28 protein-coding genes, 3 tRNA genes and 1 pseudogene are annotated in these 25800 nt (G+C 66.9%); 24 read left to right on the forward strand and 8 right to left on the reverse strand.

What is annotated here, in order from left to right; translation table 11 throughout:
- Window positions 1-28: 28 nt before the first annotated feature.
- A complete protein-coding gene (locus NF556_RS09585) occupies window positions 29-457 on the reverse strand; it encodes a hypothetical protein (RefSeq protein WP_252595407.1) in 429 nt (142 codons plus the stop codon).
- Between the two features lie 420 nt (window positions 458-877).
- On the opposite strand from NF556_RS09585, the gene NF556_RS09590 reads away from it, so the two are divergent.
- On the forward strand, window positions 878-1438 hold the full coding sequence (locus NF556_RS09590; RefSeq protein ID WP_252595408.1) for a hypothetical protein: 561 nt from the start codon (window positions 878-880) through the stop codon (window positions 1436-1438).
- A 197-nt stretch (window positions 1439-1635) separates the two neighbouring features.
- Here the strand turns inward: NF556_RS09590 and NF556_RS09595 are convergent, their stop codons facing one another.
- Complete coding sequence (locus NF556_RS09595) at window positions 1636-2004, reverse strand: ClpX C4-type zinc finger protein (protein WP_252595409.1); 369 nt, start codon at window positions 2002-2004, stop codon at window positions 1636-1638.
- Between the two features lie 48 nt (window positions 2005-2052).
- Here NF556_RS09595 and NF556_RS09600 point away from each other — a divergent pair, with 48 nt between their 5' ends.
- From NF556_RS09600 to NF556_RS09665, 14 genes and pseudogenes are all read left to right on the forward strand, one after another.
- Window positions 2053-3327, forward strand: coding sequence for an MFS transporter (locus NF556_RS09600; RefSeq protein ID WP_252595410.1), 1275 nt, complete (start codon window positions 2053-2055; stop codon window positions 3325-3327).
- Between the two features lie 284 nt (window positions 3328-3611).
- On the forward strand, window positions 3612-4670 hold the full coding sequence (locus NF556_RS09605; protein ID WP_252595411.1) for an ATP-dependent DNA ligase: 1059 nt from the start codon (window positions 3612-3614) through the stop codon (window positions 4668-4670).
- Window positions 4663-5865, forward strand: a complete 1203-nt coding sequence (locus NF556_RS09610; RefSeq protein ID WP_252595412.1) for an alpha/beta hydrolase — start codon at window positions 4663-4665, stop codon at window positions 5863-5865. Before NF556_RS09605 ends, NF556_RS09610 begins: the two co-directional genes overlap by 8 nt.
- 523 nt (window positions 5866-6388) lie before the next feature.
- Window positions 6389-7060, forward strand: a pseudogene (locus tag NF556_RS09615) (transposase); the annotation flags it as partial.
- A 168-nt stretch (window positions 7061-7228) separates the two neighbouring features.
- Window positions 7229-7531 carry a hypothetical protein gene (locus NF556_RS09620; protein ID WP_252595413.1) on the forward strand — a complete coding sequence of 101 codons (303 nt, stop codon included), beginning with the start codon at window positions 7229-7231 and terminating at the stop codon, window positions 7529-7531.
- Window positions 7532-7740: 209 nt separating this feature from the next.
- On the forward strand, window positions 7741-8355 hold the full coding sequence (locus tag NF556_RS09625; RefSeq protein ID WP_252595414.1) for a hypothetical protein: 615 nt from the start codon (window positions 7741-7743) through the stop codon (window positions 8353-8355).
- A 559-nt stretch (window positions 8356-8914) separates the two neighbouring features.
- Complete coding sequence (locus NF556_RS09630) at window positions 8915-10057, forward strand: peptidoglycan-binding domain-containing protein (protein ID WP_252595415.1); 1143 nt, start codon at window positions 8915-8917, stop codon at window positions 10055-10057.
- Window position 10058: 1 nt separating this feature from the next.
- On the forward strand, window positions 10059-10718 hold the full coding sequence (locus tag NF556_RS09635) for an ABC transporter ATP-binding protein (RefSeq protein ID WP_252595416.1): 660 nt from the start codon (window positions 10059-10061) through the stop codon (window positions 10716-10718).
- Window positions 10715-11815 carry an ABC transporter permease gene (locus NF556_RS09640; protein WP_252595417.1) on the forward strand — a complete coding sequence of 367 codons (1101 nt, stop codon included), beginning with the start codon at window positions 10715-10717 and terminating at the stop codon, window positions 11813-11815. Before NF556_RS09635 ends, NF556_RS09640 begins: the two co-directional genes overlap by 4 nt.
- Window positions 11816-11856: 41 nt before the next feature.
- Entirely contained in the window at window positions 11857-12462 is a 606-nt protein-coding gene (locus NF556_RS09645; RefSeq protein ID WP_252595418.1) for a hypothetical protein, read from the forward strand.
- 326 nt (window positions 12463-12788) lie between these two features.
- Complete coding sequence (locus tag NF556_RS09650; protein ID WP_252595419.1) at window positions 12789-13007, forward strand: hypothetical protein; 219 nt, start codon at window positions 12789-12791, stop codon at window positions 13005-13007.
- 790 nt (window positions 13008-13797) lie between these two features.
- On the forward strand, window positions 13798-14244 hold the full coding sequence (locus tag NF556_RS09655) for a hypothetical protein (RefSeq protein ID WP_252595420.1): 447 nt from the start codon (window positions 13798-13800) through the stop codon (window positions 14242-14244).
- A 531-nt stretch (window positions 14245-14775) separates the two neighbouring features.
- On the forward strand, window positions 14776-14970 hold the full coding sequence (locus NF556_RS09660) for a helix-turn-helix transcriptional regulator (protein ID WP_252595768.1): 195 nt from the start codon (window positions 14776-14778) through the stop codon (window positions 14968-14970).
- Window positions 14957-15385 carry a hypothetical protein gene (locus NF556_RS09665; protein WP_252595421.1) on the forward strand — a complete coding sequence of 143 codons (429 nt, stop codon included), beginning with the start codon at window positions 14957-14959 and terminating at the stop codon, window positions 15383-15385. The genes NF556_RS09660 and NF556_RS09665 overlap by 14 nt, the downstream gene beginning before the upstream one ends.
- Here the strand turns inward: NF556_RS09665 and NF556_RS09670 are convergent.
- Window positions 15382-16122 (reverse strand): dihydrofolate reductase family protein, encoded by a 741-nt coding sequence (locus NF556_RS09670; protein ID WP_252595422.1) that lies wholly within the window; start codon window positions 16120-16122, stop codon window positions 15382-15384. The two genes, NF556_RS09665 and NF556_RS09670, sit on opposite strands and share 4 nt — an antisense overlap.
- 38 nt (window positions 16123-16160) lie before the next feature.
- On the opposite strand from NF556_RS09670, the gene NF556_RS09675 reads away from it, so the two are divergent.
- Window positions 16161-17030, forward strand: coding sequence for a PPK2 family polyphosphate kinase (locus tag NF556_RS09675; protein WP_252595423.1), 870 nt, complete (start codon window positions 16161-16163; stop codon window positions 17028-17030).
- A gap of 28 nt (window positions 17031-17058) precedes the next feature.
- Here NF556_RS09675 and glgX read toward each other — a convergent pair whose 3' ends face one another.
- Window positions 17059-19179 (reverse strand): glycogen debranching protein GlgX, encoded by a 2121-nt coding sequence (gene glgX, locus NF556_RS09680; RefSeq protein WP_252595424.1) that lies wholly within the window; start codon window positions 19177-19179, stop codon window positions 17059-17061.
- A gap of 174 nt (window positions 19180-19353) precedes the next feature.
- Here glgX and NF556_RS09685 point away from each other — a divergent pair, with 174 nt between their 5' ends.
- From NF556_RS09685 to NF556_RS09705, 6 genes are all read left to right on the forward strand, one after another.
- Complete coding sequence (locus NF556_RS09685; RefSeq protein WP_252595425.1) at window positions 19354-20367, forward strand: YihY/virulence factor BrkB family protein; 1014 nt, start codon at window positions 19354-19356, stop codon at window positions 20365-20367.
- 75 nt (window positions 20368-20442) lie between these two features.
- A tRNA-Gly gene (locus tag NF556_RS09690) sits at window positions 20443-20515 on the forward strand.
- A 26-nt stretch (window positions 20516-20541) separates the two neighbouring features.
- A tRNA-Cys gene (locus NF556_RS09695) sits at window positions 20542-20612 on the forward strand.
- A 22-nt stretch (window positions 20613-20634) separates the two neighbouring features.
- A tRNA-Val gene (locus tag NF556_RS09700) sits at window positions 20635-20709 on the forward strand.
- Window positions 20710-20831: 122 nt separating this feature from the next.
- Complete coding sequence (locus tag NF556_RS21380; RefSeq protein WP_289781784.1) at window positions 20832-20960, forward strand: hypothetical protein; 129 nt, start codon at window positions 20832-20834, stop codon at window positions 20958-20960.
- A gap of 58 nt (window positions 20961-21018) precedes the next feature.
- Window positions 21019-21948, forward strand: a complete 930-nt coding sequence (locus NF556_RS09705; protein ID WP_252595426.1) for a ketopantoate reductase family protein — start codon at window positions 21019-21021, stop codon at window positions 21946-21948.
- A 10-nt stretch (window positions 21949-21958) separates the two neighbouring features.
- Here NF556_RS09705 and NF556_RS09710 read toward each other — a convergent pair whose 3' ends face one another.
- Together NF556_RS09710 and NF556_RS09715 are read right to left on the reverse strand one after the other, a co-directional pair.
- On the reverse strand, window positions 21959-22423 hold the full coding sequence (locus NF556_RS09710) for a nuclear transport factor 2-like protein (RefSeq protein WP_252595427.1): 465 nt from the start codon (window positions 22421-22423) through the stop codon (window positions 21959-21961).
- 140 nt (window positions 22424-22563) lie between these two features.
- Window positions 22564-23181 (reverse strand): thioredoxin domain-containing protein, encoded by a 618-nt coding sequence (locus NF556_RS09715; protein ID WP_252595428.1) that lies wholly within the window; start codon window positions 23179-23181, stop codon window positions 22564-22566.
- An 86-nt stretch (window positions 23182-23267) separates the two neighbouring features.
- Between NF556_RS09715 and NF556_RS09720 the strand changes: the two genes are divergently transcribed.
- The gene (locus NF556_RS09720) at window positions 23268-24056 is read left to right on the forward strand and encodes an ATP-grasp domain-containing protein (protein WP_252595429.1); all 789 of its coding nucleotides are present in this window, start codon (window positions 23268-23270) and stop codon (window positions 24054-24056) included.
- A 12-nt stretch (window positions 24057-24068) separates the two neighbouring features.
- On the opposite strand, the gene NF556_RS09725 is transcribed toward NF556_RS09720, so the two are convergent.
- Together NF556_RS09725 and NF556_RS09730 are read right to left on the reverse strand one after the other, a co-directional pair.
- On the reverse strand, window positions 24069-25007 hold the full coding sequence (locus tag NF556_RS09725) for a carbon-nitrogen hydrolase family protein (protein WP_252595430.1): 939 nt from the start codon (window positions 25005-25007) through the stop codon (window positions 24069-24071).
- Window positions 25004-25492, reverse strand: coding sequence for a MarR family winged helix-turn-helix transcriptional regulator (locus tag NF556_RS09730; protein WP_252595431.1), 489 nt, complete (start codon window positions 25490-25492; stop codon window positions 25004-25006). The genes NF556_RS09725 and NF556_RS09730 overlap by 4 nt, the downstream gene beginning before the upstream one ends.
- Window positions 25493-25555: 63 nt before the next feature.
- On the opposite strand from NF556_RS09730, the gene NF556_RS09735 reads away from it, so the two are divergent.
- Complete coding sequence (locus NF556_RS09735; RefSeq protein WP_252595432.1) at window positions 25556-25759, forward strand: hypothetical protein; 204 nt, start codon at window positions 25556-25558, stop codon at window positions 25757-25759.
- Window positions 25760-25800: the final 41 nt, after the last annotated feature.

The following is a 25800-nucleotide window of genomic DNA, read 5'->3' on the forward strand; positions in this document are numbered from 1 at the left end:
GCGGGCTCGTCAGTCGCCAAGCGCAAGATCAGCCGTCCAGACCGCTCCGAGGGCGTTTGACGATCGCAGCGAGCAGAGCCAGTGCCGGCGTCAGGAGGGACACGGCAGCCACGGTGGCCGCACCGTGGACCGAGGTGAAGAGTGAAACCAGGGTGGCGACGATGCCGGTGAAGGCAAGACACATAGGGAGAGCGAGCGCTGCCAGCACCACACTCAACGTGCGCAGAGGCGGGAGAGGGCGAACCACCGTTGTTGACCCAGAAATCAGGGCGATCAAGCCGACCGACCACAGCCACCACGCCGCCCGCCAACGTGCCGGATCCTCCAACGTGCCGCACTGCGCGATCTGGCAGGCGCCGGTCACGATCAGTTCCGGCTGCGGGGGCGCCCACACGCTCGCGGCCGCCATGATCACGAGCCCGGCCAGCATCAGGAGCGCGGGAAGCTTCAGTCGCACGGTGACAGTCTGACCCAAGCTTTGGCCAGGCTGGACGGATCGCCCATCGACCGACCCTCGGCACGAGCCGGACGCTGATGATAGAGCGTTAGGACACTGCTGCGCTGGTCAACGGATCTGGTCGTGGCCATGATGACGCTCAGGCATCGAGGCGCCGCGTCGTACCCAGATACCAAGTCCAATCGCGACCGGAATCACAACCACGCTGCGCTGGGCGGACTGAAGCGGCGTCACAGGACGCGGCAAATGAGTGCGTCGGGTGCTGTGTGCCTCAGGCCTACAAGACGGACGGCGACGCGAACCCTTGCGAACGCCTGGTCCGACGAGCAGACCCGGGCTGGCGCACCTGACCCGTACCAGGTGAGGGCAGACCCTGGTTCTTTCGGGTCAATGGGCTGGTCAGGCCCTAGGGTTGGCTTCGTGAAGACAGCCAACGCCCTGAGAACCGTCGTTCTGACGGCTCTCGTGCTGAGCGGGTGCTCCGGGTCGGACACCACCACTGCCGGTGGAGACGACGAGGCGACCAGCTCCGGTGTCGACCGTCAGGCGGAGTATGAGCAGGTCCTCGCTGCCCAGGATGCACAGCACACCTGCATGGCCGAGTTGGGCTACACGGTCACCGAGGAAGGCGGTGAGGTCGGGATCGCGCCGATGCCGGGCGACGAGGGCGACCAGCAGTTCTTCGCCGACCTCGAGGCTTGCGGGGAGCAGAATCCCCTGCCCCCGATCGCCCCACGCTCCCGGGATGAGCTCGTGCGGCTCTATGAGGCCAAGCTGGACCAGGCACGGTGCATCGAGGACCAGGGCCACGAGACAGTGCCACCACCCTCCCTGGAGACCTACCTCGCCGAGATGCAGCGCCCTCCCGAGTCTGTCGTCACCCCGCCGTGGGACCCGCTGAGCCACACCCTCGTCGGGGGCGCGGTGATCGAGCTGCAGGAGTTGTGCCCCAGGCCGTCGATCTACACCATCACCGACTGAGTCCCTCGGAGGGCAGCCTCTGGGGATCTCAGGTGAGGACGGCCACCAACCGCCTGAACCAGTTGCGCCCTGAGGTCGCGGTGCCGGTGCCGAGATGCAGCGAAGACTGCACAGCCGCCCATCCACCTTGCGCGATCAGGGTCTCCCGGCACGTGCTGTGCAAAGTAGCGCGCTTCGCGGCTATGAGCGCGAAAGTCTTAGCTTCGGAACTCGATGGCGCCGTTGAATCTCTCCCAGGCTGACTGGCGGGTCATACCCAGAGCCTCACCGATCCGTGCCCAGCTCAGGCCTCGATCGCGGGCGGCGTGGACCCAGGCGGCCAGGTGCGTCTCGACCTGGGTCCCGGCGGTCGCGACCTCGGGCAGCCGCGCTAGGAGGGCGGTGTCGTCGAGTCGCGCCCACGGCGTCGCGGGACCGTCCAAGTCTTCGGGTCGAGGGTCACTCTCGAAGAGGTGCAGAGCGCGCTCGGCGCACGAGTGGCAGATCGCGGCCAGGGGGCTGGCGACCAGCCGACCGGTCTCGCCACGCGAGCGTAGGCAGTAACTGCACAGGACCTCGGAGAGCACGCCACCAGTATGCGCCAGTAAGGACATGCCTGACATAAGGCGTCAGGCATGTCCTTACAGGATTTCGGTGCGGATGACCTTGTGATTCGGTCGGTGCGGTGGTTCACCGCCACCGCCGCGGCCGAGAGTGTGGGCGACAGCCTCGCTCGGTCGCTGCTGCCGATCGTGGCGGTGGCGACCCTGGGTGCGGGCACGGTGACCGTGGGGCTGCTGAACGCGCTCGGCCTGCTGGCCTTCCTGGTGCTGGCGTTGCCGGTGGGGGTGCTGGCGGACCGCTGGTCGGCCCCGATTCGGATGATGACGCTCAGCAGCCTGGTCCGCGCCGCCGTCACCTTCGCAGGGGTCCTCGCGTGGTGGGTCGGCTGGCTGGAGGGCCCTGGCGGGCTGGTCGTCCTGGTTCTGATGGCGCTGGTCGTGGGTGTCGCTGACGTCGTCTTCACCGCCGGGCAGGGTCTCCTCGTGCCCCGTCTGGTCCCTGGCGAGCAGATTCGGGCCGTCTTCGGCAGGATGCAGTCAGCGGCGCAGGCCGGTGCGGCCGTCGGGCCCCTGGTGCTCTCCGGGGTGCTGCTCGTGCTCGCTGCGCCGGTGGCTTGGCTGTGCTCGACGGTGATGTACCTGCTCTCGGTCTTGACGCAGAGTCGCATCCGCCCACAACTGTCCGGTCCGCCCCAACTGCCCCGCACCTCGATGTGGGCACAGGCGCAGGCGGGAACGGGCGAACTGTTCTCCCACCCTGCCCTGGCACGGGTCACGGTGGCGAACATGCTCAACAACGCCGCAGTGATGGCAGCAAACACTCTGCTGCCGGTGATCGCCCTGAGCCGGATGGGGTTGTCTCCTACCGCCTACGCCGCGATCGGGGTCGGTGGGGCGCTGGCCGGGATCGCAGGAGCGATCGCCGCCTCCGGCATTACCGAGCGCGTCGGACTGCGCGCCACCCGCCTCATGACCAGCGCCGGGATGAGCCTGGGCGTGGTCCTGGTCATGCTCGCTGGCGCCGTCGTGCCGGTCCTTCCCGGACCGCCGTTGCTGTGGCTGGCCCTGCGGAGCATGCTCGCCGGCGGTTGTGCCTCGATCGCTATGGTCGCCGGCTCTGACCTCGCACCCCGACTTGTGTCACCCCAATCGCTAGGGACCGTCATGGGTGCCCAGCGCGTGCTGGTGCTGGGCACCATGCCGGTGGACGCTGTCGCCATCGGGATCCTCGGCGTTGCCGTGGGAATCCCGGCTGCCAGCTGGGTTTGGCTCACACTCGCACTGGGTTCCGCCATCCCCTGCTTCGCTCTTCAGGACCCCACCACCAGCAACACCCGGACGAGCTAGAGGAGCGGCTGTACGAGGGCACGCATATCAAGCAGTTGAGTGATGTCACGACCCTTGGCGAAGCGCGAGATCTGTCCGAACACGAGGATCGGCCGGAGTCACGGCCCAACCACGCCTCAGGGTCTGGAGTCGAACCACGGCGGGGCCATGCACCGACAGAGCCCTGGGAACGGTGGCCTTGCGGCGCAAACCAGCGAGACCCCCAGGGCCTTGTCGTTCCCGCACAGGACGCGCAGGTGGCGCAATGCACGTCCCTCGTCGGGCTCATCGTGCAGACTGACCACATGGACCTGCCCGTCATGCCACCGGTCAAGCCAATGCTCGCCAAGCCGGTGAAGGGGATCCCGGAGGGCCAGTTTTACGAGCCCAAGTGGGACGGGTTCCGCTCGATCATCTTCCGGGACGGTGACGAGGTCGAGATCGGCTCGCGGAACGAGAAGCCGATGACTCGCTATTTCCCAGAGGTCGTCGAGGCGGCCTTGGCCAACTTCCCAGAGCGCGCGGTGATCGACGGCGAGATCATCTTTGCCGACACCGAGGCCAACCGGCTCGACTTCGAGGTGCTGCAGCAGCGGATCCACCCCGCCGAGTCGCGGGTGCGCAAGCTTGCTGTGGAGACACCAGCCAGTTTCGTCGCCTTCGACCTGCTCGCCCTGGGCGATGAGGACCTGATGGGACAGCCGCTCGAGCAGCGTCGGGCCCGCCTGGAGGAGACACTCGCGCAAGCCCAGCCCCCGATCTATCTGACCCGGCTGACCCGCGACACCACCGAGGCACAGGAGTGGTTCGAGCAGTTCGAGGGTGCCGGACTGGACGGCCTGATCGCCAAGGACCCGTCCGGGATCTATCAGCCGGACAAGCGGGTGCAGACCAAGATCAAGCACGAGCGCACCGCCGACTGCGTCGTGGCTGGTTATCGCGTCCACAAGTCCGGGCCGGATGCCGTGGGTTCGCTCCTGCTGGGCCTCTACACCGACGACGGCACACTCGCCTCGGTCGGGGTGATCGGTGCCTTCCCGATGCAGCGCCGCCGCGAGCTGCTCGAGGAGCTGCAGCCGCTGGTCACCGACATCGAGGGGCACCCGTGGAACTGGGCGGCCGGCTTCGAGGGCACGCCCCGCAAGAACGAGACCAGCCGCTGGAACGCCGGGAAGGACCTGTCTTTCGTCCCGCTGCGGCCCGAGCGTGTCGTTGAGGTGAAGTACGACTACATGGAGGGCGCACGCTTCCGGCACACCGCGCAGTTCGTGCGCTGGCGTCCGGACCGGGAGCCGGAGAGCTGCACCTACGAGCAACTGGAGACACCGGTGGAGTTCGACCTGCGTGAGGTGCTCGGTGGCTGAGGTGCGGATGAAGCCGAGGCTCAGCACCGTCCTGGCAGCGGGGGGAGTGGGGACGGCTGTGACTGCCGCCCTCGGCTCCCTCGGCGTGGCGACCTACTTCGCCCGGCGCGTGGTCACTCCGGAGCACGAGAAGAAGGACGACACCTGGATCGTCTCGGTGGACCGTGCCGACGACGGCCCCGACACGATCACCCTGGTCGCCTCGCCGCACACGCTGTCCTCTGGTCGCTACGGCTTGTGGCTCGACCACGGGGAGGGCCACGCCCGCGTCGGCGAGGTCATCTCCAGCGACCTGACACCGCGCAAGTCGGTGGACCGCACGGTGGTCCGCGAGCTGCTCGACCTGGACGAGGGCCGTCTGGTCCCGGGACCGGCCCGGTGGAACAGCTACTACTACAGCGGCGACCCGGGCACAGCTGTCGGTCTCGACTTCGAGAACGTGCACGTGCCCTCGGACGTCGGTGACCTGCCGGCCTGGCGCGTGCCTCCGCGCGAGGACACCGAGCGCCCGGGGGAGTGGGCGGTGCTGGTGCACGGTCGCTCCGCCAAGCGGGAGGAGACGATCCGGGCCCTGCCGCTGCTGCACGACCTTGGGTTCACCTCCCTGGTGCCGAAGTATCGCAACGACCAGGGCGCACCGCCCAGTGCGGACGGCCGCTACAACCTCGGGCTCTCGGAGTGGCGGGACGTCGAGGCCGCGATCTCGTATGCCGTCAGTCAGGGAGCCCGCCAGGTCACCCTCCTGGGATGGTCCATGGGCGGGGCGATTGTGCTGCAGACACTGGACCGCTCTGACTATGCCCGGTTCGTGGTGAAGGTGGTCCTGGACTGCCCTGTCATCGACTGGGGGGTGGTACTGAGCCACCACGCCGACCTCAACAAGCTGCCGCGACTGGCCAGCATGCTCGGCAAAGTGCTCATGGGACGCAAGGCCACCCGCCATCTCGTCGGCGTCGCCGAACCGCTGGACATCGCGGTCACCAACTGGGTGGCCCGCGCCGGCGAGCTGCGCCACCGGATCCTGCTGATGCACTCGCGCACCGACGACGTCGTGCCCTACGGCCCCTCGGAGGAGCTGGCGAACAAGCGGGCCGACCTGATCACGCTCGATCTGTGGGATGGGCCGTTGCACTGCCGGGAGTGGAACACTGATGCTGAGCGGTGGGAGCGGACGTTGGCTGCCTTCCTCACATGACAAATCGTCGGGTCCGGAGTGCCTCACATTCCAGTGCCGCGAACTGGGTCCATGCGTCAGTTGTAAAGCGCCGCGAATTGGGCGGGTCAGGAGGCCTTGACTCGGACGCCCTTTCGGGCCTCGGGTGTCTCGCCCCGGGTTCCGCTTAATGAGAGTCTCCATCAGACCCGGGGCGAGACACCCCAGTGTCCATTCGCCGATCGCGGCGACCACCAGATCGCGTCGGCCGGTTCGCGCAGCGGCCGCGTGGATCAGGAGCGTATAGGTTCACGCACCGCTGCCCGCGCCGCCAGGGTGCAGGTACTCCTCTGCCTGGTCGCGAGTGAAGGCCTTGGCGTGCAACACCGTCGCCGAACGGCTGACGTGCCATCGCAGTCTTCCGCGCGTGAAGTAGGTTTCGGGGCTCTTCCCAATCGAGGGTGTAGCGGTGGTGTGATCGGGGGCGGCGCGTCGGTGCGGGGGTGTGGGTCGAGGTCTTCCGATGATGGGAGTTCCTACACCGCCCGATCTGGAAGACCTCGACGTGCCCGACGCTACCTTCACGACCCCTGACCTGACCACCTTCACCGGACTGGACGAGCTGGGCCTCGTGGTGACTGGCCAGCTGATCGAGCCCGAGCGTGCCGTCCTGGCCTGCCGGGTGGTGGAACCGGATGACTGGTGCTGCACCTGCGGCAGCCAGGGGTTCGCGCGGGACACCGTGGTCCGGCGGTTGGCGCACGAGCCGTTCGGGTGGAGACCCACCACTTTGCTCGTCACCGTCCGGCGCTACCGATGCACCGAGTGCGCTCACGTGTGGCGCCAGGACACCAGCAAGGCCGCGCCGCCACGGGCCAAGATCTCTCGTGCGGGGCTGAGGTGGGCCCTGGTCGGGATCGTGGTCCAGCACCTGACCGTGGCCCGGGTCGCCGAAGCCCTCGCGGTGGCCTGGAGTACCGCTAACGACGCGGTCTTGGACAAAGGACGGCGGGTGCTGATCGATGACCCGCACCGCCTCGACGGCGTGCAGGTCATTGGGGTCGATGAACACGTCTGGCGGCACACCCGGCGCGGTGACAAGTACGTCACCGTGATCATCGACCTCACCCCCGTGCGCGACGGCACCGGCCCCTCCCGGTTGCTGGACATGGTCGAGGGCCGGACCAAGAAGGCTTTCAAGACCTGGCTGGCGCAGCGGGATCAGGCCTGGCGCGACGGGGAGCCCGCGCGCTCCTGGAGGCCGGAGGATTCAGACCCCAACTACACCCTCGATTGGGATGAGCCGGTTTCGGCCTCTTGACTTTATTCCTACTCTGGCTACGCTATGAGCATCCTTGGGGGGCAGACAGGAGGCCTTCCCGTAGGAACTTGGGAGGATCCGATCATGTGGAAGAAATTGGCTCCAGCGGCCATCGTTGTCGCGCTCTTTTTTGGTCCAGCCACGATGCCCGCCATGGCGGGCACTGAGACCGGCTCGGCGACATGCAATTCCGCAAACCCAGTCGCGGTGTTCGGGAAGCAGCAGAGTCTGACGACGATGACACTCAAGGTTCGGGGGGTGACCTTCTATAGTAAGGCGACCCAGTATACTGGCTACGGCTATTCGCCCTACGCGTCGGGTTCGTGGAGCGCTGAGTCTGTTTGGCTCGACAAGGCCGGTACGTTCGCCTTCTGCGCGACATCGTGAGAATCGAAAGAACTCTCGGGCCTGTGCCTGGCTTGTGTCAGCAGAATCGCTCGGTCGGATTGCTGGTAACCCTTCTGATTGTTTGCATGGGCGCTGCGTTAGCAGGGTGTGAGTCACAGGATCGAGACCCACGTCAGGAAGCACTGGAAGGCTCTCCTGAGCGTTCGACTGAAGATGGGGCGCGCTCAACGCGGGCAGGCGAGGAGCGGATGCCCGAACAATGGGACCCCAAGGAGTGGAAACCGACCGTCTCGATCACGATCGAAGCGCTAAGCGATGCCGAGCGCGAGGCATGGCGCGAGAATTACCTCGCGAGCCTCGCTGATGATCTGGGTGGGCCAGCCCCCGCGGTGGAACTGCAGCGCTGGGTGGAGCCGAACGCAGAGTGGGACCAGGCGATGTCGGATTGCATGAGTCAGTCTGGGTTCCCGGTCGAGGTTGATGCTGGGAGCATTAGTTATCCTAGGGGCGTGCCTCCGGCTGATCAGATGTCGGCATGGGACTTGGCCTGGTATACGTGCAATGCACGGTTCACTCCCGACCCGGACTATTCGCAAGACTGGACGGAGGAGCAGATCGGACTCGTGTACGATTATTGGGACCAGTATTTTATCCCCTGTATGGAGACGCATGGAATTGCGGTGAATCGAACGCAACAGCCGAGCCGAGAGAATTTCATCAGCACGTTCTTCACGCCTGAGAGAACCTGGTGGCCCAGTGAATACCTGACGTTGGTCCCAGAGTCTCAGCGCGATCAGATGGAATCGGTGTGCCCACCCTTGCCGCCCACGGACGTCTTCTACGGCGCGGCATCCGAGCGGTGATGAAGGGCGGTGGCACGGTCACGATCGGGTCACGGTTCTAGCGATCCTTTGGTCGCGAGGCTCCGACAGGTGGGCTTCCCCTCGTATCTTAGAGACATCGCCTTCGAGGAGATGAGCGGCGATGGCAACGAGGCAGTATCGGAAGTTCGATGAGGACTTCAAGGCGGTGCCGTGCGACTGGTCACCGAGACCGGGAAGTCGGTCGCGCAGGTGGCCCGGGAGTTGGGCGTCAACGAGGCACGCTGGGCAACTGGTGCGCCAAGGCTCGTGCGGAGCGAGACGGTGGCAACGCGGCGGCGCACCCTATCGGGTGTTCGCCCTGACAGATGTAGAGCGCCAGGTTGGCCTGCTCGGACTGGATCCTCGATGCCGAGTTCGCGGGCTCGTTCATCAAGGGCTGCGTTGTTGTCCAGTGTGACGACCGGTGTCGGGCCCTCCCGCGGCCCATCCTCTCCCGGATCACAATCAGGTCACACCGTGGACGGGCGTCCCACAGGAGAGCCGTCCGTGGGGTATCAAGGGTGCACGAGTCCTTCAGCGTTGATGGGGTGGGTTGAGCATGGCGACACGGCGTCGAGGTCGGAGTCTGCTGGTCGCGGTGGTGTGTCTGGTGACGCTCGCGGTCGCTGCTGGTGGTGGTTGGTGGGCTGCCCGTGCGACGTTGGAGCCGCAGGCCCAGGCCAAGGAGACTGCGGCGCCGGAGGTGGTATGGGCGGAGGCGACGACCTCCAGTGTTGGCCGGTCACTGCCGCTGTCGACGACGTTGCGGCAGCCGGCGCGGACCGTGGCGTCGAATGCGTTGCCCGGGGTGGTGTTGAGCGCTTCTGCCGGTGAGGTGGAGCAGGGGTCCACGATCTATGACGTGGCGGGCACACCGGTGCGGGTGGTGGAGGGGGAGGTGCCGTTCTATCGGGACCTGGCGCGCAAGCTGACGGGCGAAGATGTGGCGCAGTTGCAACAGGCGCTGATCGACCTCGGCCATCTGGAGGGCAGCGCCGATGGTGACTTCGGGTGGCGCACCGAGCGTGCGGTCAAGGCGTGGCAGAAGGAACTGGGCCAGCAGCAGACCGGCACGATCCCGCTGGGCGAACTCGTTGCCGTCGACCGGCTCCCCACCGTGGTCCAGCTCGGGGAGTCGATCGTGCGTGGGGCCACCCTGGGCGGGGGTGAGGAGGCGGTGCTGGCCCCGACAGGGGAGCAGCACTTCGTGCTGGTCGTCACGCAGGACCAGGCGCGGATGATCCCGGCCGAGGCAACCGTGGAGGTCACCTGGCAGGAGCAGGTCTGGCAGGCCGTGATCGCCGGGTCCGAGCAGGACGAGTTCGGCAACACCGAGTTCACGTTGACCGCTCCTGATGGTGGGCCGGTGTGCGGTGATGCGTGTGAGACGTTGCCCGGCGACGCGCAGGTGACGCTTCGGTCGGAGGTGGTGATCGTGCCCGAGATCTCCGGGACGGCGGTCCCGGCTGCGGCGGTGCACACCCGGGCCGACGGGTCGGCATACGTCATCACGGAGTCTGGCGAGACCGAGGTGACGGTCGCTGGGTCCGGCGGTGGCATCGCGATCGTCGAGGGCATTGACGTTGGCACGCGGGTGCAGGCCCTCGCCGGCGCCGCCACGGCACCCGGGCCGGCGCCTGAGGCCCCGGGCACGGGCGATGATGGCGGGACGGGCGAGTCGCCCGCGCCGACGGAGGGCTGACGTGCTCGCGGTGACCGGGCTGTCCTTTGCCTACACCCGGGGCGGGGAGGAGCTCTTCGACGGGCTGACCCACGAGTTCACCCCGGGCAGGGTCACCGCGGTCACCGGACCGTCCGGGCGGGGCAAGTCAACGTTGTTGTATGTCCTGGGGCTGATGCTGACCCCGACCCGGGGTGAGGTGCTGCTCGGCGACGACCATGTCAGCCGCGCCTCCGACACGACCCGCTCGCGGGTGCGCGCGGCACAGATCGGGTTCGTCTTCCAGGACGCCGCACTCGACCCCTCGCGGATCGTGCTGGACTCGGTGATCGAGCCGGCGCTGTATGCCGGGTGGTCGCCTCGCCGTGCCCGTCACCGGGGCCGGGAGTTGCTGGAGCAGATGGGCGTGTCGGCCCGGGCCGATCACAAGCCGGGGGAGATCTCGGGTGGTCAGGCGCAGCGCGTGGCGGTGTGTCGCGCGCTGGTCACTGACCCCTCGGTGGTGTTGGCTGATGAGCCGACCGGCAACCTGGACCGCGGCAACGCTGAGGGGGTGCTGGCCGCGCTGACACAGGCGACCAGCCACGGCCGCGACGGCGCAGAGGGCTCGGGGCGCACCGTGGTGATCGCGACCCACGACCCGTTCGTGCTGGAGCACGCCGACGAGGTGCTCGCCCTATGAGATTCACCTCGCTGCTGCGCGAGGCAGCCTCCACGGCGTGGGCGAACAAGGTGCCCACAGCGCTGGTGGCCATGCTGGTGGCGATCATGTGCGCAACGACCCTGGCCACCGTGGGGCGCACCGCGGCCGCCGAGCAGCAGGTCGCCGACCGGCTCGATGCCGCTGGGTCTCGGGTGCTGGTCGTGACCGACACCCGTGGCGGTGAGTTGATCAGCCCGGCCGTGGTCCAGCAGACCCACGGCCTGTCGGTCACCGAGCGGGCCGTGGGCGTGCAGATCCCCGTCGACGTCGTCAACCTAGTCGTGGGCCAGGGCGGCACCCGTGTGCCGGCCTGGACGATCGACGGTGACCTGTCCGAGGTGCTGACCCTCACCGCGGGTCGTTGGCCCGGACCCGGTGAGGCCCTGGTCTCCGCGCAGGCCCAGGCCGCCCTGGGAATGGACCACCCTGTCGGTGGGGTCCAGTTGGCCTCCTCCACCCAGGTCGGTGACTACTCCGTCGTCGGGGCCTTCGAGCCGCGTGAACCGTTCGGGCAGTACGCCGCTGGCCTGGTGATCGCGGCGGAACCCGGGGTGGTCTCGGACTCGCTGTATGTCGTGGTCACTGACTCCAGCGTCGCGTCCGCGGCGCAGTCGGCGGTCCTCGGGCTGGTCGCACCCCCGGACTTTGACTCGGTCTCGGTCGACTCGCCCGTGGCCCTGGCCGAGCTCCAGGCCGAGGTCGCCGCCGACCTGGGCACCTTCGGTCGCACCCTGCTCTTCGGCGTCCTCGGTGCCGGGGCCCTGCTGGTGGCCATCGTGGTCCTGTCCGATGTGCTCGTGCGCCGCAAGGACCTCGGCCGACGCCGCGCCCTCGGCGCCACCCGTGGCACGATCGTGGCCATGGTCATCGCCCGCACCCTGCTCCCGGCCCTGCTCGGTGCCGGGATCGGCACCGCCGCCGGACTCTGGGTCGCCGACCGGTTCGCCGCCCTGCCGCCCTGGGAGTTCACCACCGGCACCGCCATTCTCGCCCTCCTGGCCGCCATCGCCAGCGCCATCCTCCCCGCCCTCTACGCCGCCACCCGCGACCCCGTCCGAGTCCTGCGCACCCCATGAGTCACTGTCGTCAGAAGACGAGCCGGTCGACCGGAGTGCTCGTGGTCGGGCTAGCTCTCGGTGCGCTGACCGGATGCGCCAGTGCGGACGACCGCTCCGCTGCGCCTGAGGCACCGAGCGGCCCAAAGAATCAGGTGCAGGTCGAGGACCGCGCGGAGGCCCTGGGGATCATGGACCCTCCCGAGGTGGCGGTCGTGCGTGAGACAACTCCCGAGGAATCCCCACAGGTGATGGCCTCGTGCCTCGAGGAAGCAGGCTGGAGCCCGACGCTGCACCCGGACGGCACCATCGAGGTCGGTCCCTTCACGCCAGAGCAGGAGGAGGCCTACAACCTCGCGGACTACATCTGCGGCGAGCAGTATCCGGTCGCCGAGGTCTACACCACGGAGCTCACGCAGGAGCAGCACCGGATGGTCTATGAACACACCCGGGATGAGTTCCGCCCATGCGTGGAAGCGCTCGGGATCCACCTCGGTGAACTGCCGAGCCTTGAGGCCTACCTCGCCGATCCACACCAGGACTGGATAGGTGACATCACTGGCCAAGTGAAGCAGGCGGTCAGCGACGGGCGCATCGACTACCCCAATGAGTGGCTGGTCCGCTGTCCTGCACGTCCGCCGAGCGACGTGCTCTATGGAGCCTCTTAGCCCATCAGGAGTTGGGCTCGTGCGCACGGCCGCGGGGCCGCCGGTGCCGTGCGGCGACCGAGGCATTGCAAGAGACCCAGCCTCGGCACGAACCGCCCGCGGCCAGCGGCAGTAGCGTGCCTTCATATGCCCGGTAGGGGGTGTCGTCGGACGCGCCGCGCCGGCTATGGCATGACCGTGAGTCGGCAAGGCGAGCGATCAGGGCGAAGGCAGCGACTATCGCGAGGCCGATCGCCGCGAACTGGATATCCACAATGACCTAGGCCAGTGTGTAACGCTGCCGCGACACCGACCCCGAGGCGATCTCGGACTCGTTGTATGTGATGGTGATCAACTCAGCCACTGCCGAGTTGGGCACCTTCGGGCGCATCCTACTTCTGGGTGTCCTCGGCGCGTTGGCGCTGCTAGGCGGCCTGTGGGCCTCCGAGCGCTTCGCTGCTATCCCGCAGTGGCAGTTTCACCACCGGCACCGCGATCTCGCTCTCCATGCCGACATCGTCAGCGCCGTCACCAACGACCCGTCCTCGCTCCTCCGCACGCCATGACCTGGATGTTCGTTACTGATGCCCTCAGCGACTCTTCCGTGTGTTCACAGCTGGCGCGAAGACTATGTGGGCGCGACCAACGAGACAACGGGCTCTTCGTCAGCCTCTGCCGATCGTTATGTGACTGTTACCTGCCAGTCGCCATTGAGTGTTAATGTGCGCTTACGGGGGGGCCACACGGGGCCTCCAAAGAGGAGGAGTCAGATTTTGAAACGCTTCTTGGCTAGCGTGGCTGCGGTATCGGCCTTCGGAGTAGCCGCCGTCGCAGCACCTGCTCAGTCGGTTGAATTTGCGGCCGACGCTCAGCAGGTCGCGTCGGTAGCTGCATCGGATGTAGCGCCTAACGTCATCCGCTGGGAGGAGGGAAGTATCTCCGGCTGCTCATCGAATGCAGCCGCAACGCGGGCGCGTGGAAAAGGCTACCTCACACTGACAGCACCGGGGGCAGGCACTACGTGGCTCAGCGGATATAGCAGCAACTGGCATACCGAGACCGCCACCGTCTTCAAACTGGGTCATTGGTCTGCACACGCTTCAATAGTGTTGGACCAGGGTGAGACGTATCCGTATTGCCGATGAGTCGTCCTGTGGGGCCGAGTTTTCAACTCGGTCCCACAGCTGGCTCTGGTCACCCATTTGAAAGGATGTTCGTGTGCGTTTCCGTCATATCGGAGTGCTTGTGGGCATGACTGGCATTGCCCTAGCGGCCTGCTCAGGTGACGATCCTTCCGTATCGGCTGGGGACCTGTCGCCTGAGATGCATGAGGCATACTTGGGGCAAATAGCACAGATGTATCAGATCGAGGACCCGCCTTCGGTTGCTGTCGTGCGCATCGTTGGTCCTGACGAGCAGCTTGAACTGGTCGCCGAATGCATGCAGGAAGGTGGGTGGCCAGAGACGAAGGTCAGTAATGGGGGCTTGCAATATGAGGACCTTCCCGAGCAGGAGGAGGCGATGAATGGAGCCTTTTACACGTGCTTCGCAAGTTATCCATTGGCGGAGGAATTCTTAGCAGACGGTCGTGAACAATATGAAGAGTTGTATAACTACTTCGTGGATGACCTAAAGCCGTGTCTGGAGGATCAAGGATTGGAGATTACTGACCCGCCAAGCTTGGAGTCTTGGCTGGCTGTGGCTGAGACGGGAAGTCCAGAATATTGGGATCCTACCTTAGAAATACCTGACGTCGATTTTGCCGCGATTCAGGAGGTCTGTCCACAAAATCCTGATTCGTAACGCACCACGTGGTGGACGTGACGTCTTTCGGAGATGCTCCGAACCTTGCGCACCACCCTGAGTGGACCCTATTCAGTCTATTTAGTGTATCGCCGTCTCCGGCCACAAAGTCCTTACTGGCAACTACGTCAGCCGCGCCAGGCAATCCAGCGAAATGGCACGAGTCAGGACCCCTCGTGTGACATGAGTCGGTTACGTGGTCTACTTCCTAGCGCTGCTGTGTTTGAGGTTATTTAGCCGCTGCGGACGCCTCGTCGAGAGATAGGCCGTCGGTGTCAGTCTTGATGAACCGGAGCATGCGGGCTGATTTGTTATCGGCGATCACTGCCCCTGCCCGGGTTCGCCTGGGCGGTGAGGTGTCTTGTCGTCCCGGGCCGATTCCGACCGTCTGCCCCAGAAGAGGTTCTGTCGGAGCGCCGATCCTGGTGGCTCACCGTGACAGATTGCACCTGCAGGTAAAGGTCGCTTGACATGGCCATCGCTGCCAAGTACCTTTGACATGTCAAGGACGCTAGACATCAGGGGTGCATGATGGACAACGACGTGCGCGCCCTGCGGCTTGCCGCCAGCCTGTCGCAACGTGAGCTGGGTGAGGCACTGAGCGTGTCGCGGCAGACCGTGAACTCGATCGAGACCGGTCGCTACGACCCGTCCCTGCCGCTGGCGATCGCCATCGCCCGGCACTTCCACCGCACCGTTGAGGAGATCTTCCATGTCGACAACTGAGATGACCGGACGCCAGAAGGCGATCGCGCTCTTGGCCACGATGGTGCTCCTAGGCGTGGTGGTCGTGGTGGGTCTGCTGCTGCGTGAGCACGGGCCGGGCAACATGGGCACCGGTTTCCTGGGTGGTGCCGGCGTCGGGGTGCTCGCGGTCGCGGTGGTCGCCTGGCGGGTGACCCGGGACCCGGACGGGGCGACGACGTTCGAGCGTGCGTTCACCCAGCAGGGGGATGAGCGCGACGACGCCGTGCTGACCCATGCGCTGGCGGTCCTCGGCATCAGCGCCGTCCCGTTGACCGGTGCCGCTGCCGTGGCCATCGGGCTCGGTGCCGACGTGTCGATGGTGCTCGCCCTGCTGCTGTTCGCGGAGATCCTGGTGGCCGCAACGGCCTGGGCCGTGATCGTGCGCCGCTCCTAGGTCTCCGACCGTCTCGCGACGTAACGCAGCATCAGGTCGCCCTCCATGGCCAGAGCGTGGCGCAGGTCGAAGCTGGCCAGCAACCCGGCGCCGATCGGCGCCTCCACGATGCGGGGGCCTGTGCCACCGGCAATGATCGGCCGCACGGTCAGACACAGCTCGTCGACCACGCCAGCCTGCAGCCAGGTCCCCAGCAGGTGCGGGCCACCCTCGGTGAGGACCTGCTGCAGGCCTCGGGCGTGCAGCGCCTCGATGGCGACGCTGGCCTCGACCGTGTCTGCGCCGCAAGGGATCACGGCGTCTGCACCCAGGCGATCGGCCAACTCGTCGGCCACCGCAGCAGCGCACAGCGCGAGCAACTCGCCAGCCTCCGGGTCAGGCTCAACCACCTTCTCCGGCAGGTCACCAGACGCCGTGACCACCGCGAGCACAGGGTGATCGGGCCTCCCTGCCGCGCGGCGCAGCTCCAGCATCGCCGGGTCCTCGGTGCGCAACCTGCCATAGCCCTCGGCCCGGATCGTGCCAGCTCCCACGACCACCACATCGGCCAAGGCGCGCAACAGATCGAAGACCTGTTTGTCGGCCGTCGAGTTGATCGACCCGGACTTCCCGTCACCGCCGGTGGCGTGACCATCCAGGGTGGTGACGAAGTTGGCGCGGACCACGGGAGCCGGCCCCACGGCATACGCCTCGAGCAGCTCATCCACGGACTGAGGGGCACCCGACATGTTCACCATGACTGACATGGTGGCCCATCTGGTGCAAGGATGGCGCGATGGGCCAGAAGAAGTCGAAGAAGTCAGCCGGCACGCCGTTCAGCGACGCACTGCGCGTGGGGGAGGGATTCCTGCTCAGTGACCTGGACCCGAGGGCGACACCGGCCTTCGACGGGGACAAGTCGGACGGTGAGGAGGCGCTGGCCGATGCTGATGACGAGATCGACGACCTGCAGGAGCGCCTCTATGCCAACGGGCAGAGCGGTGGCACCCAGAAGGTCCTGCTGCTCATCCAGGGGCTGGACACCGCCGGCAAGGGCGGCATCATGCGCCACGTGGTGGGCGCCGTGGACCCGCAGGGCACCGAGATCACCGCCTTCAAGTCGCCGACCCAGGAGGAGCTCGATCACCCGTTCCTGTGGCGCATCCGCAAGGCACTGCCCGAGGCCGGGATGATCGGGGTCTTCGACCGCTCACACTATGAGGACGTGCTGATCGTGCGGGTCGAGGAGTTGGTGGAGCCCGCGGTGTGGGCCCGGCGCTATTCCACGATCAACGAGTTCGAGCAGTCGCTGGTCGACGACGACACGACGCTCATCAAGGTGATGCTGCATATCTCCCACGAGGAGCAGGGGGAGCGCCTGGCCGAGCGTCTGGAGCGCCCGGACAAGTTTTGGAAGTACAACCCCGGCGACATCGACACGCGCCTGCAGTGGGATGCCTATATGCAGGCCTATCAGGACATCATGGACAAGACCTCCACCGAGCACGCGCCCTGGTTTGTCGTGCCCGCCGACCGGAAGTGGTATGCCCGATTGGCCGTCCAGCAACTCCTTCGTGAGCACTTGGCGGCCCTGGACCTGGAGTGGCCGCCGGCTGACTTCGACGTCACAAAGGAGCAGAAGCGCCTGAAGAAGACGACGCGCTGACTCAGCTCGAGCCGGCGCGTCAGGCCGGTCAGTTCAGACCGGGCTGCGGGGTGCCGGTCAGCACGATCACCGACTGCGCGGGCACCGAGTAGGTCTGGGCGGTCTGCCAGTCCTCGTCGTGAGTCCTGCCGGTCGTGTCGATGACGACTGTCCAGGACGTGGCGTCGATGCCCTCGGGCAGCGTGAAGTCGACCACCTCGTGGTGGGCGTTGAAGAGCAGCAGGAAGTGCTCATCGGTGACCGGCTGCCCACGCTCGTCGGGGGCGGCGATCGCCTCACCGTTGAGGAAGACCATGATCGAGCGGGCGAAGTGCGACTGCCAGGCGTCGTCGTCCATGATCAGGCCCTGGGGGGCATACCAGACGATGTCGCCGAGCTCGCTCTGGCCGCCGTGCTCGGCGTCCCCGGCGAAGAAGCGGCGGCGTCGAAAGACCGGGTGGTCCTTGCGCAGCGCGATCAGGGCGGAGGTGAAGTCGAGCAGCTCCTGCTCCTGGGGCTCCAGGCCCCAGTCGACCCATGACAGCTCGTTGTCCTGGGCATAGACGTTGTTGTTGCCCAGTTGTGTGCGGCCGAGCTCATCACCGTGGGCGATCATCGGCACGCCCTGGCTCAGCAGCAGCGTCGCCAGGAAGTTCTTCTGCTGCTTCAGGCGCAGGGCGTTGATCTCCGGGTCGTCGGTGGGACCCTCCACTCCGCAGTTCCAGGAGCGGTTGTGGTTCTCCCCGTCGTTGCCATCCTCGCCATTGGCCTCGTTGTGCTTCTCGTTGTAGGACACCAGGTCAGCCAGCGTGAAGCCGTCGTGGGCGGTCACGAAGTTGATCGAGGCGATCGGCCACCGGCCACTGTGTGCATACAGGTCCGAGGAGCCGGTGATCCGGGAGGCGAACTCACCCAGGGTCGAGGGCACGCCGCGCCAGTAGTCGCGGACGGTGTCGCGGTATTTGCCGTTCCACTCCGTCCACAACGGCGGGAAGTTGCCCACCTGATAACCGCCGGCGCCCAGGTCCCATGGCTCGGCGATCAACTTGACCTGGGAGATCACCGGGTCCTGCTGGATGATGTCGAAGAAGGCAGACAGCTTGTCGACCTCGTGGAACTGGCGGGCCAGGGTGGCCGCGAGGTCGAACCGGAAGCCGTCGACGTGCATCTCGGTGACCCAGTAGCGCAGGGAGTCCATGATCATCTGCAGCACGTGTGGGCTGCGCATGAGCAGGCTGTTGCCGGTGCCGGTGGTGTCGTAGTAGTGCGCCTGGTCCTCATCAACGAGCCGGTAGTAACTCTTGTTGTCGATGCCGCGGAAGGCGATCGTCGGGCCCAGGTGGTTGCCCTCGGCTGTGTGGTTGTAGACCACGTCGAGGATGACCTCGATGCCGGCCAGGTGCAGGGCCTTGACCATGGTCTTGAACTCGGTGACCTGCTGCCCCTGGGTGCCGTGGGCGGCATACCCGTTGTGGGGTGCCAGGAACCCGATGGTGTTGTAGCCCCAGTAGTTGGTCAACCCCTGGTCGAGCAAGGTGCGCTCCTGGACGAACTGGTGGACCGGCAGCAACTCGACCGCGGTGACCCCGAGGCTGGTCAGGTGGTCGATGATCGCCGGGTGCCCCAGGGCGGCATAGGTGCCGCGGATCTCCTCCGGGATGCCTGGGTGCTGCATCGTCAGGCCCTTGACGTGCGTCTCGTAGATCACGCTGTCGTGGTATTCGTGGCGCGGCGGGCGGTCGTGCGCCCAGTCGAAGAACGGGTTGACCACGACCGAGAGCAGGTTGTGCCCGAGCGAGTCGTCCTCATTCAGCGAGTCGGGGTCGTCGAAGTCGTAGGAGAAGACCGGCTGCTCCCCGGAGACGTGACCGTCGAAGGCGCGGGCATACGGGTCGAGCAGCAATTTGGCCGGGTTGCAGCGGTGGCCGGCGTCGGGGTCGTGCGGGCCGTGGATGCGGAAGCCGTAGCGCTGGCCGGGCTCCACCTGCGGCAGATAGCCGTGCCAGACATAGGCGTCCACCTCGGTGAGCGGGACGCGGGTCTCGGCGCCCTCGTCGTCGATCAGGCAGAGGTCGACCCCGGTCGCGACCTCGGAGAAGATCGCGAAGTTGACGCCGGTGCCGTCGTAGGTGGCACCCAGCGGGTAGGGCTTGCCGGGCCAGATGTCCATCAAGGTCTTTCTGCAGGGGGAGGTGCGGGCAGACCACAGTGTCGGCCACGCCATTGTCCAGTATGCCGTGGGGCTGGCTCTCCCCGTCGCTCCAGAGTGACTCCCGGCGCGCCCCACCGAACCCGCACCCTGCCTCACAGACCCGGCGAAGCGGCATACCGTGGGGGAGTGACGGTGCGCCGCAGGGTCTGGAAGGTCCTTGCCCCCGTGCCCGGGGCGCTGCCCCTGGCGCGGCTGGTCGTCGAGATCTTCCGGCTCTGTTTCCGCTATCGCGTGACCGGCCTGTCCGCCGAGGCAGCCTTCTTCATGCTGCTGTGCCTGCCGCCGCTGCTGCTCGGACTCATCGCTGGGGTCGGCTTCTTCGGCAGCAACTTCGACGCCCAGGCCGTGGCCAACGTGACGGGCGCCATCGAGCGGCTCAGCGCACAGTTCCTGACCCCCGAGGTGGTCAGCGAGATCATCGTGCCGACCGTCGAGGACACGCTGGCCGGTGGGCGTGCGGACCTGCTGTCCATCGGCTTCCTGATCAGCTTGTGGTCCGGCTCCCGCGCGCTGCACGTCTTCATGGACGCGGTGCAGATCATGTATGCCCAGAGCGGGGAGCGCAGCATCGTGGGGTCGCGGGCGATGTCGCTGGGGCTGTATGTCGGCGGGATCCTGCTGGCCGGCATTCTGGTGCCCCTGGCGATCATCGGGCCGGGGCTGCTGCGGGAGTGGTTGCCGGACCAGCTGGATCCGTTGGTGAGCGCCTACTGGCTCGTGGTCGGTGGTCTGGCCCTCGTCGGGCTGACGGGGCTCTATCACTACGCCCCGAAGGAGAAGACCGCCTTCTATCGGGACTTCCCAGGAGCGGTCGTGGCGGCGGTCATCTGGGTGCTCAGCTCCCTGGGGTTGCGGGCCTGGGCGTCCGTCGCGGTCGGTGGCACGACGATCTTCGGTCCGCTGGCCGCCCCCATCGTCGTGCTGACGTGGTTCTTCCTGGTGGCTCTCGCGATCCTGATCGGTGCCGCCACCAATGCGTCCATCCGCAGGCTCTGGCCGACCGATGATTATCGGGGGCCGATCGAGCGTGCGGGGGAGTGGTGGGACCAGCGTTCCAGCGAGCCGGCCCAGCCCCTGTCGCACATCGAGGACCGTGACGATCCGGAGCGTCTGCCCCGCCGGGAGGGTCCCAAGAGTCACTCCTGACACGCGGGATTTGGTGAGTGGGCCAGACGTCAGATAATGTTCCGTGACGCCTGAGGGGAACACCCGAGGGAAGATGCGGACGTAGCTCAGTTGGTAGAGCGCAACCTTGCCAAGGTTGAGGTCGCCGGTTCGAACCCGGTCGTCCGCTCGGAGGCAACCACCAAAATGCCTCACGGTGGAGTGGCCGAGAGGCGAGGCAACGGCCTGCAAAGCCGTCTACACGGGTTCAAATCCCGTCTCCACCTCGCAACAGTTCCACCTAGTTTTGGGCGATTGGCGCAGCGGTAGCGCGCTTCCCTGACACGGAAGAGGTCACTGGTTCGATCCCAGTATCGCCCACCAACGCAGCACCAGGTCAGCACCCCTTCGAAGGGGCGCTGACCTTTTCTGCTGTTCTGGGAGTCGTGCGCCTCAGCGCTGCTCGGGTGTGACGAGAGTGTCCGCTGGGACGTAGGATGGGGCACGTGAAAATCTCGTCCCGTGCCCCCCTGGTGCTGCAGCCGACCCCGCCGCCAGTCATCAGCTGGGAGGACGAGTGGTCCACCACCCATCCTTCGACGCAACAGGCCACCGTGGCGGAGCGGCACCACTGATCCCTTGTTGGGGAGGCTGGACCACGCAGGGGCGGACGGTCGATCAGGAGAGGTGAGCATGGCGCGAGTCATCATCGTCGGGATGGGCGCAATGGGATCGGTCTATGCCGCCCTCATGCAGGACGCTGGCCACGAGGTGCACGGTGTGTGCAAGTGGCCCGACCATGTCGAGGCGATCCAGCGTGACGGGCTCCGCGTCCACGGGTTCAGCGGTGACCGGACCGTGCGGCTCGCGTCGGTGTCCACCACCACCGACGGGCTCGCCGTCGCCGATCTGGTGATCATCGCGACCAAGGCGCTGGATGCGGAGGCCGCGGCCGAGTCGGCTCGGCACCTCATCGGTCCGACAACGGTCGTCCAGGGCATCCAGAACGGTCTGGGGTCACCGGAGCGGATCGCGGCCGTCCTGGGCAGCGAGCGCCTGGCGGTGGGTGTGGTGGGCGGCTTCGGTGCCTCGTGCCCGGAGCCGGGGACGGTGCACCACAACGGCATGGAGATGATCCGATTCGGATCGTATGCCGAGTTGCCGGCTGAGGATCTCGAGCGCGGCGCGCAGGTGTGGCGGTCTGCGGGCTTCACGGTCCGGACCTTTGAGGACGTCGACCAGATGGTGTGGGAGAAGTTCATTATGAACGTGACCTTCTCTGGCGCAACGACACTGACTGGCCTGACGATCGGCGGGGTCATGAAGCATGAGCCCGCCTGGCAGGTGGCACGTGGGTGTGCTCAGGAGGCGATCGCCGTCGCCCGAGCCAAGGGCATCACCCTCGATGTCGGCGACCCCATCGAGCACATCCGCTCCCTCGGCTCCAAGATCCCCAGGGCGCGCCCGTCGATGCTCCTGGATGCGATGGCCCAGCGTCCCGGCGAGGTGGACGCGATCAATGGGGCTGTGGTGACCGAGGGGCGCAAGCACGGAGTCCCGACCCCGGTCAATGACACGGTGTCGAACCTGATCCGTGCCCGCGAGCTGACCTACCCCGGCTGATCGAGGCGCCTCAGAACGTCGGGATGGCGCTGACCCCTGGCCGGGAGCGGAACTCCTCGTCGAGGATGCGTTCGATCAGGGGCTGCAGGATGTCGTCGGCGAAGACGCTCTCGCGGAGCACCTTGTCGCCGCGGAAGGTGAACAGCGCGGTGCTCACCGACATCCTCACCTGCCCGTCCGGGAAGCGCACCGGTGCCTGCGTCACGAGCACGACGTCCTCGCCGCGGATGAAGCGGCTCAGCGTGGTCTCCGCGATGTCCTTCAGTTCCGGGACGGCAAACAGCCGTCGCCAGTGCTCCTGCAGATTCTCTCGTCCGCTGACGCGGATCCCCAGGGGGAAGTAGTCGTAGGACCCCTCCTCGTCGAGCGTGTCCCAGGCAGCGTCCCAGTCCTGCGCGAACTCGACGGCAGCGTGGTGGTCCACCAGTGCCATGCGCTCCTGGTCCGTCATCGTGCGCGGTGTTGTGATGGTCATGATCTCCCTCTTCGTCGTTCCCGTGGTGCGACCGGCAGCCTCCCCGCCGGCGCCTCCGACGCTAGGGAGCGGCGCGGCCTGGTGCCTCGGTAGTCGACCACTGGCTTTTCTCACACGGTGAGTGCAGCCACTGGTTTTTCTCACACGGTGAGTGCAGCCGCGCCGCAGTGCACGGCGCCGGAGGCGTCGACGACAGCCAGCGGACCCGGGCGACCCAGCTCGGTCCAGGAGCCCTGCCAGCGCTCCAGCTGGTGATAGGCCGCGTTGGTGAGGGGCTCGCGAGCGGCGGAGACGCAGTAGCCCCACTCGAGGCGTGGGTCGCCGGTGCACAGAGTGTCCTCCGTGACGATCACCGGGGGCAGGATCCGGCGCAGCACCTCGGGGTCACCGATGTCGCACCCGTCGACCCAGAGGGCTGTCAACAACACCTCACGTGCAGCCGAGCCGACGCCCAGGTCGTCAGCCTCGGCATACGCCGCCGCGACAGTGCGGGGGTGCGGCAGGACGGACGGCACGTCGTTGGGCAGTTCCTCGCCGTCCACGGCGGCCGCCCGAGCGGCTGCGAGCTCCTCGCGCAGCCGGTCCCGGTCGGGCCCCGAGCCGCGCAGACCCGTGCGGGGGATGGCGGTGGGCGTCTGGATGGCGGCCCAGGGCAGGTCGTGTGGTGCCTCATCCAGGCGCAGGTGAGCCAGGTAGGCCCAGGGCGAGGTGAGGTCGACGAACAACTGGTGGGAGTGCGGGCGGATGGTCGTGGTCATGGGTTTCCTCCTTGTCCTCCTGTTCTACGCAGATCGCGGTGCCGGCACCTTGACCTGCATCAAGGGCGACTCGCTAGGCTTCGGCCATGTCGCACGTGGCATTCCTGCTGGGCAAGGCGCCCAAGGTCTCGACGATCTTTCCCGAGGTCTTCGACCGACTGGCCGGTGCCGGCGTGGACACCTCGGTGCACCTGCCCCACGACGAGACGATCGATCATGACGTCGTGGCCTCGGCGGACCTGGTGGTGCAGCGTGGGCTCAACGCGGCGGCGATGGAGTCGGTCGCCGACCTGCACGTTGCCGGTGCGGCACTGATCAACTCGTATGCCGGGGTGCTGGGTCTGGTGGACCGGGTCGCCATGCTCCGGGCGCTGGAGGGGCTCCCGGTCCCGGCCACCACGGTGGTGGACTCCTGGCCCGAGGTCGCCGCGGCAGCGGGGGAGCGGCGCTGCGTCGTGAAGTCGGCTGGTGGCCCGGGGCGAGGCCAGTCCATCGTGGTCGGCACGGCGGACGAGTTGCGGATCGATCGTGGTCTCGAGCCACCCTTCCTCGTCCAGGACTACGTGATGGCCGGCGAGTTCGACCACAAGCTCTATCTGGTCGGTGATCAGGTCCGGGGCCTGCTCAAGCCCTCACCGCTGGCCGTGGGGCACACCACGGAGGGCGCGGTCTTCACCCCGGACACGTCGCTGGTCACCCTCGCCAGGGCGGTGCGCGAGCGACTCGACCTGGACTTCCTCGGGGTCGACGTGCTGGTCTCCGAGCACGGTCCGGTGGTCGTCGACGTCAACGACTTCCCGGGCTATCGCGGCGTCGACGATGCGGCCGAGTTGGTGGCGGCACACCTGCTCGAGCGGCTGGAGCGTGCGGCCTGAGCCGGTGCTGAGTTAGTCCCTGGCCTCGGTGCTCGACGCAAACGTGACGGGCCGCTTCGGACGGTCATCGACGTGGAGTCCAAACACGTCGGGACGGGCATAGTGGCCGACGACATCGAGATCGAGGTGGGAGCGGGTGCGCTGGCCCAGGTCCACCTCGGCATACAGGATCCCTTCCTCGCCATACAGCGGGCCGGCCAGCACGTGGCCGAGCGGGTCGATGATCACGCTGCCTCCGCGGATCAGTTGGTCGTTGGCAGGGTCGATCGCCGAGGCATAGTCGTCCGGATAGTCCGAGAGGCGGATGAACTGGCAGGAGGCCAGCACGAAGCAGCGCCCCTCGAGGGCGATGTGCGCCATCGTGTGCTGCCACGCGTCTCGGTCGTCGACCGTTGGGGCACAGTAGATGTCGATGCCCTGGGCATACATGGTCGTGCGCAGCAGCGGCATGTAGTTCTCCCAGCAGATGACGGCTCCGACGCGGCCGGCGGGGGAGTCGACCACCGGGAGGGTCGAGCCGTCGCCCTGGCCCCAGATGAGGCGCTCGGCAGCGGTCGGCATGAGCTTGCGGTGATGTCCGACCAGTCCCAGCTCCGCGTCGATCATCGCGACCGTGCAATACAGCGTCGCGCCAGCCCGCTCGATCAGGCCAAGGACGACGAAGACGCCTGCCGCAGAAGCGGTCTCGGCGATCTGCGCGAGCTCGGGGCCATCGAGGGTGACCGCTGCGCGGGCATAGCGCAGATACTCATCGCGCCCAGCCTCGGTCCGGGTCCCGACCGGGCTGCCAAAGGTCAACCCCTTGGGATAGGTCCCCAGATAGGCCTCGGGGAAGACGACCAGCTCCGCGCCACCGGCGGCGGCTTCCTCGATCTGCGCGACAACCTTGGTGACGGTCGCCGCGGTGTCGAAGGGCACTGAGCCGGCCTGAACGACCGCCACGCGGCTCATGCCTGAGAGTCCTGCGCCTCGACCGGGGCAACCCGGGTCGCGGTGATCACCCGGTGCAGGCTCTCGCGCAAGGTGATCAGGTCTGCGAGCTCCATGTCGAGCCTCGACATCACGGCCGGTGGCACGCCCAGCGCCCGCGACCGCAGGGCCCGCCCCTGGTCTGTGAGGGTCACCGCCAGGGCTCGCTCGTCGTCGGCGTTGCGCTCGCGTCGCAGGAGCCCGTTGGCCTCAAGTCGCTTGAGCAGCGGGGAGAGCGTCGCCGGGTCCAGGTGCAGCAGCGTGCTGAGCTCTCGCACAGAGACGGGCTCGTGCTGCCACATAGCCAGCATCACCAGATACTGCGGGTGCGTCAGACCGAGCGGCTCCAGGATCGGCTTGTAGATCGCCACGACGTTGCGGGCGGCGACCGAGAGGGCGAAGCAGACCTGTTCCTCGAGGGCGAGGGCGGCGTCCGGATCCAGGCCTGTTTGTGTCGTGTGCGTCATGACCGGTAGTCTACCAATAGTTAGTGGACAAATGATTAGTGTGCAGAAGAATTTGGAGACGTCATGGCGGGAACGGGCAAGAACGAGGGGCTGTCCTTGTGGTATCGATTCTGGTGGCAGGTGAGCTACTTCATCTACCACGTCTTCGGCCCGGCCCAGCTCGACCAGACCCGCAACCCGCACCACAAGTTGCGCACCAAGCGCGCAGCCAAGGTGGCAGCAGCACGTGCCGCTCGCCTCGAACGGGAAGCGAGCCAGGGGGCCTGACCCCGCCGAGGTCGGTGTGATGGCGCCAGCACGACGAGGTG

It is taken from the genome of Ornithinimicrobium faecis (assembly GCF_023923225.1).
Lineage (GTDB): Bacteria > Actinomycetota > Actinomycetes > Actinomycetales > Dermatophilaceae > Ornithinicoccus > Ornithinicoccus faecis.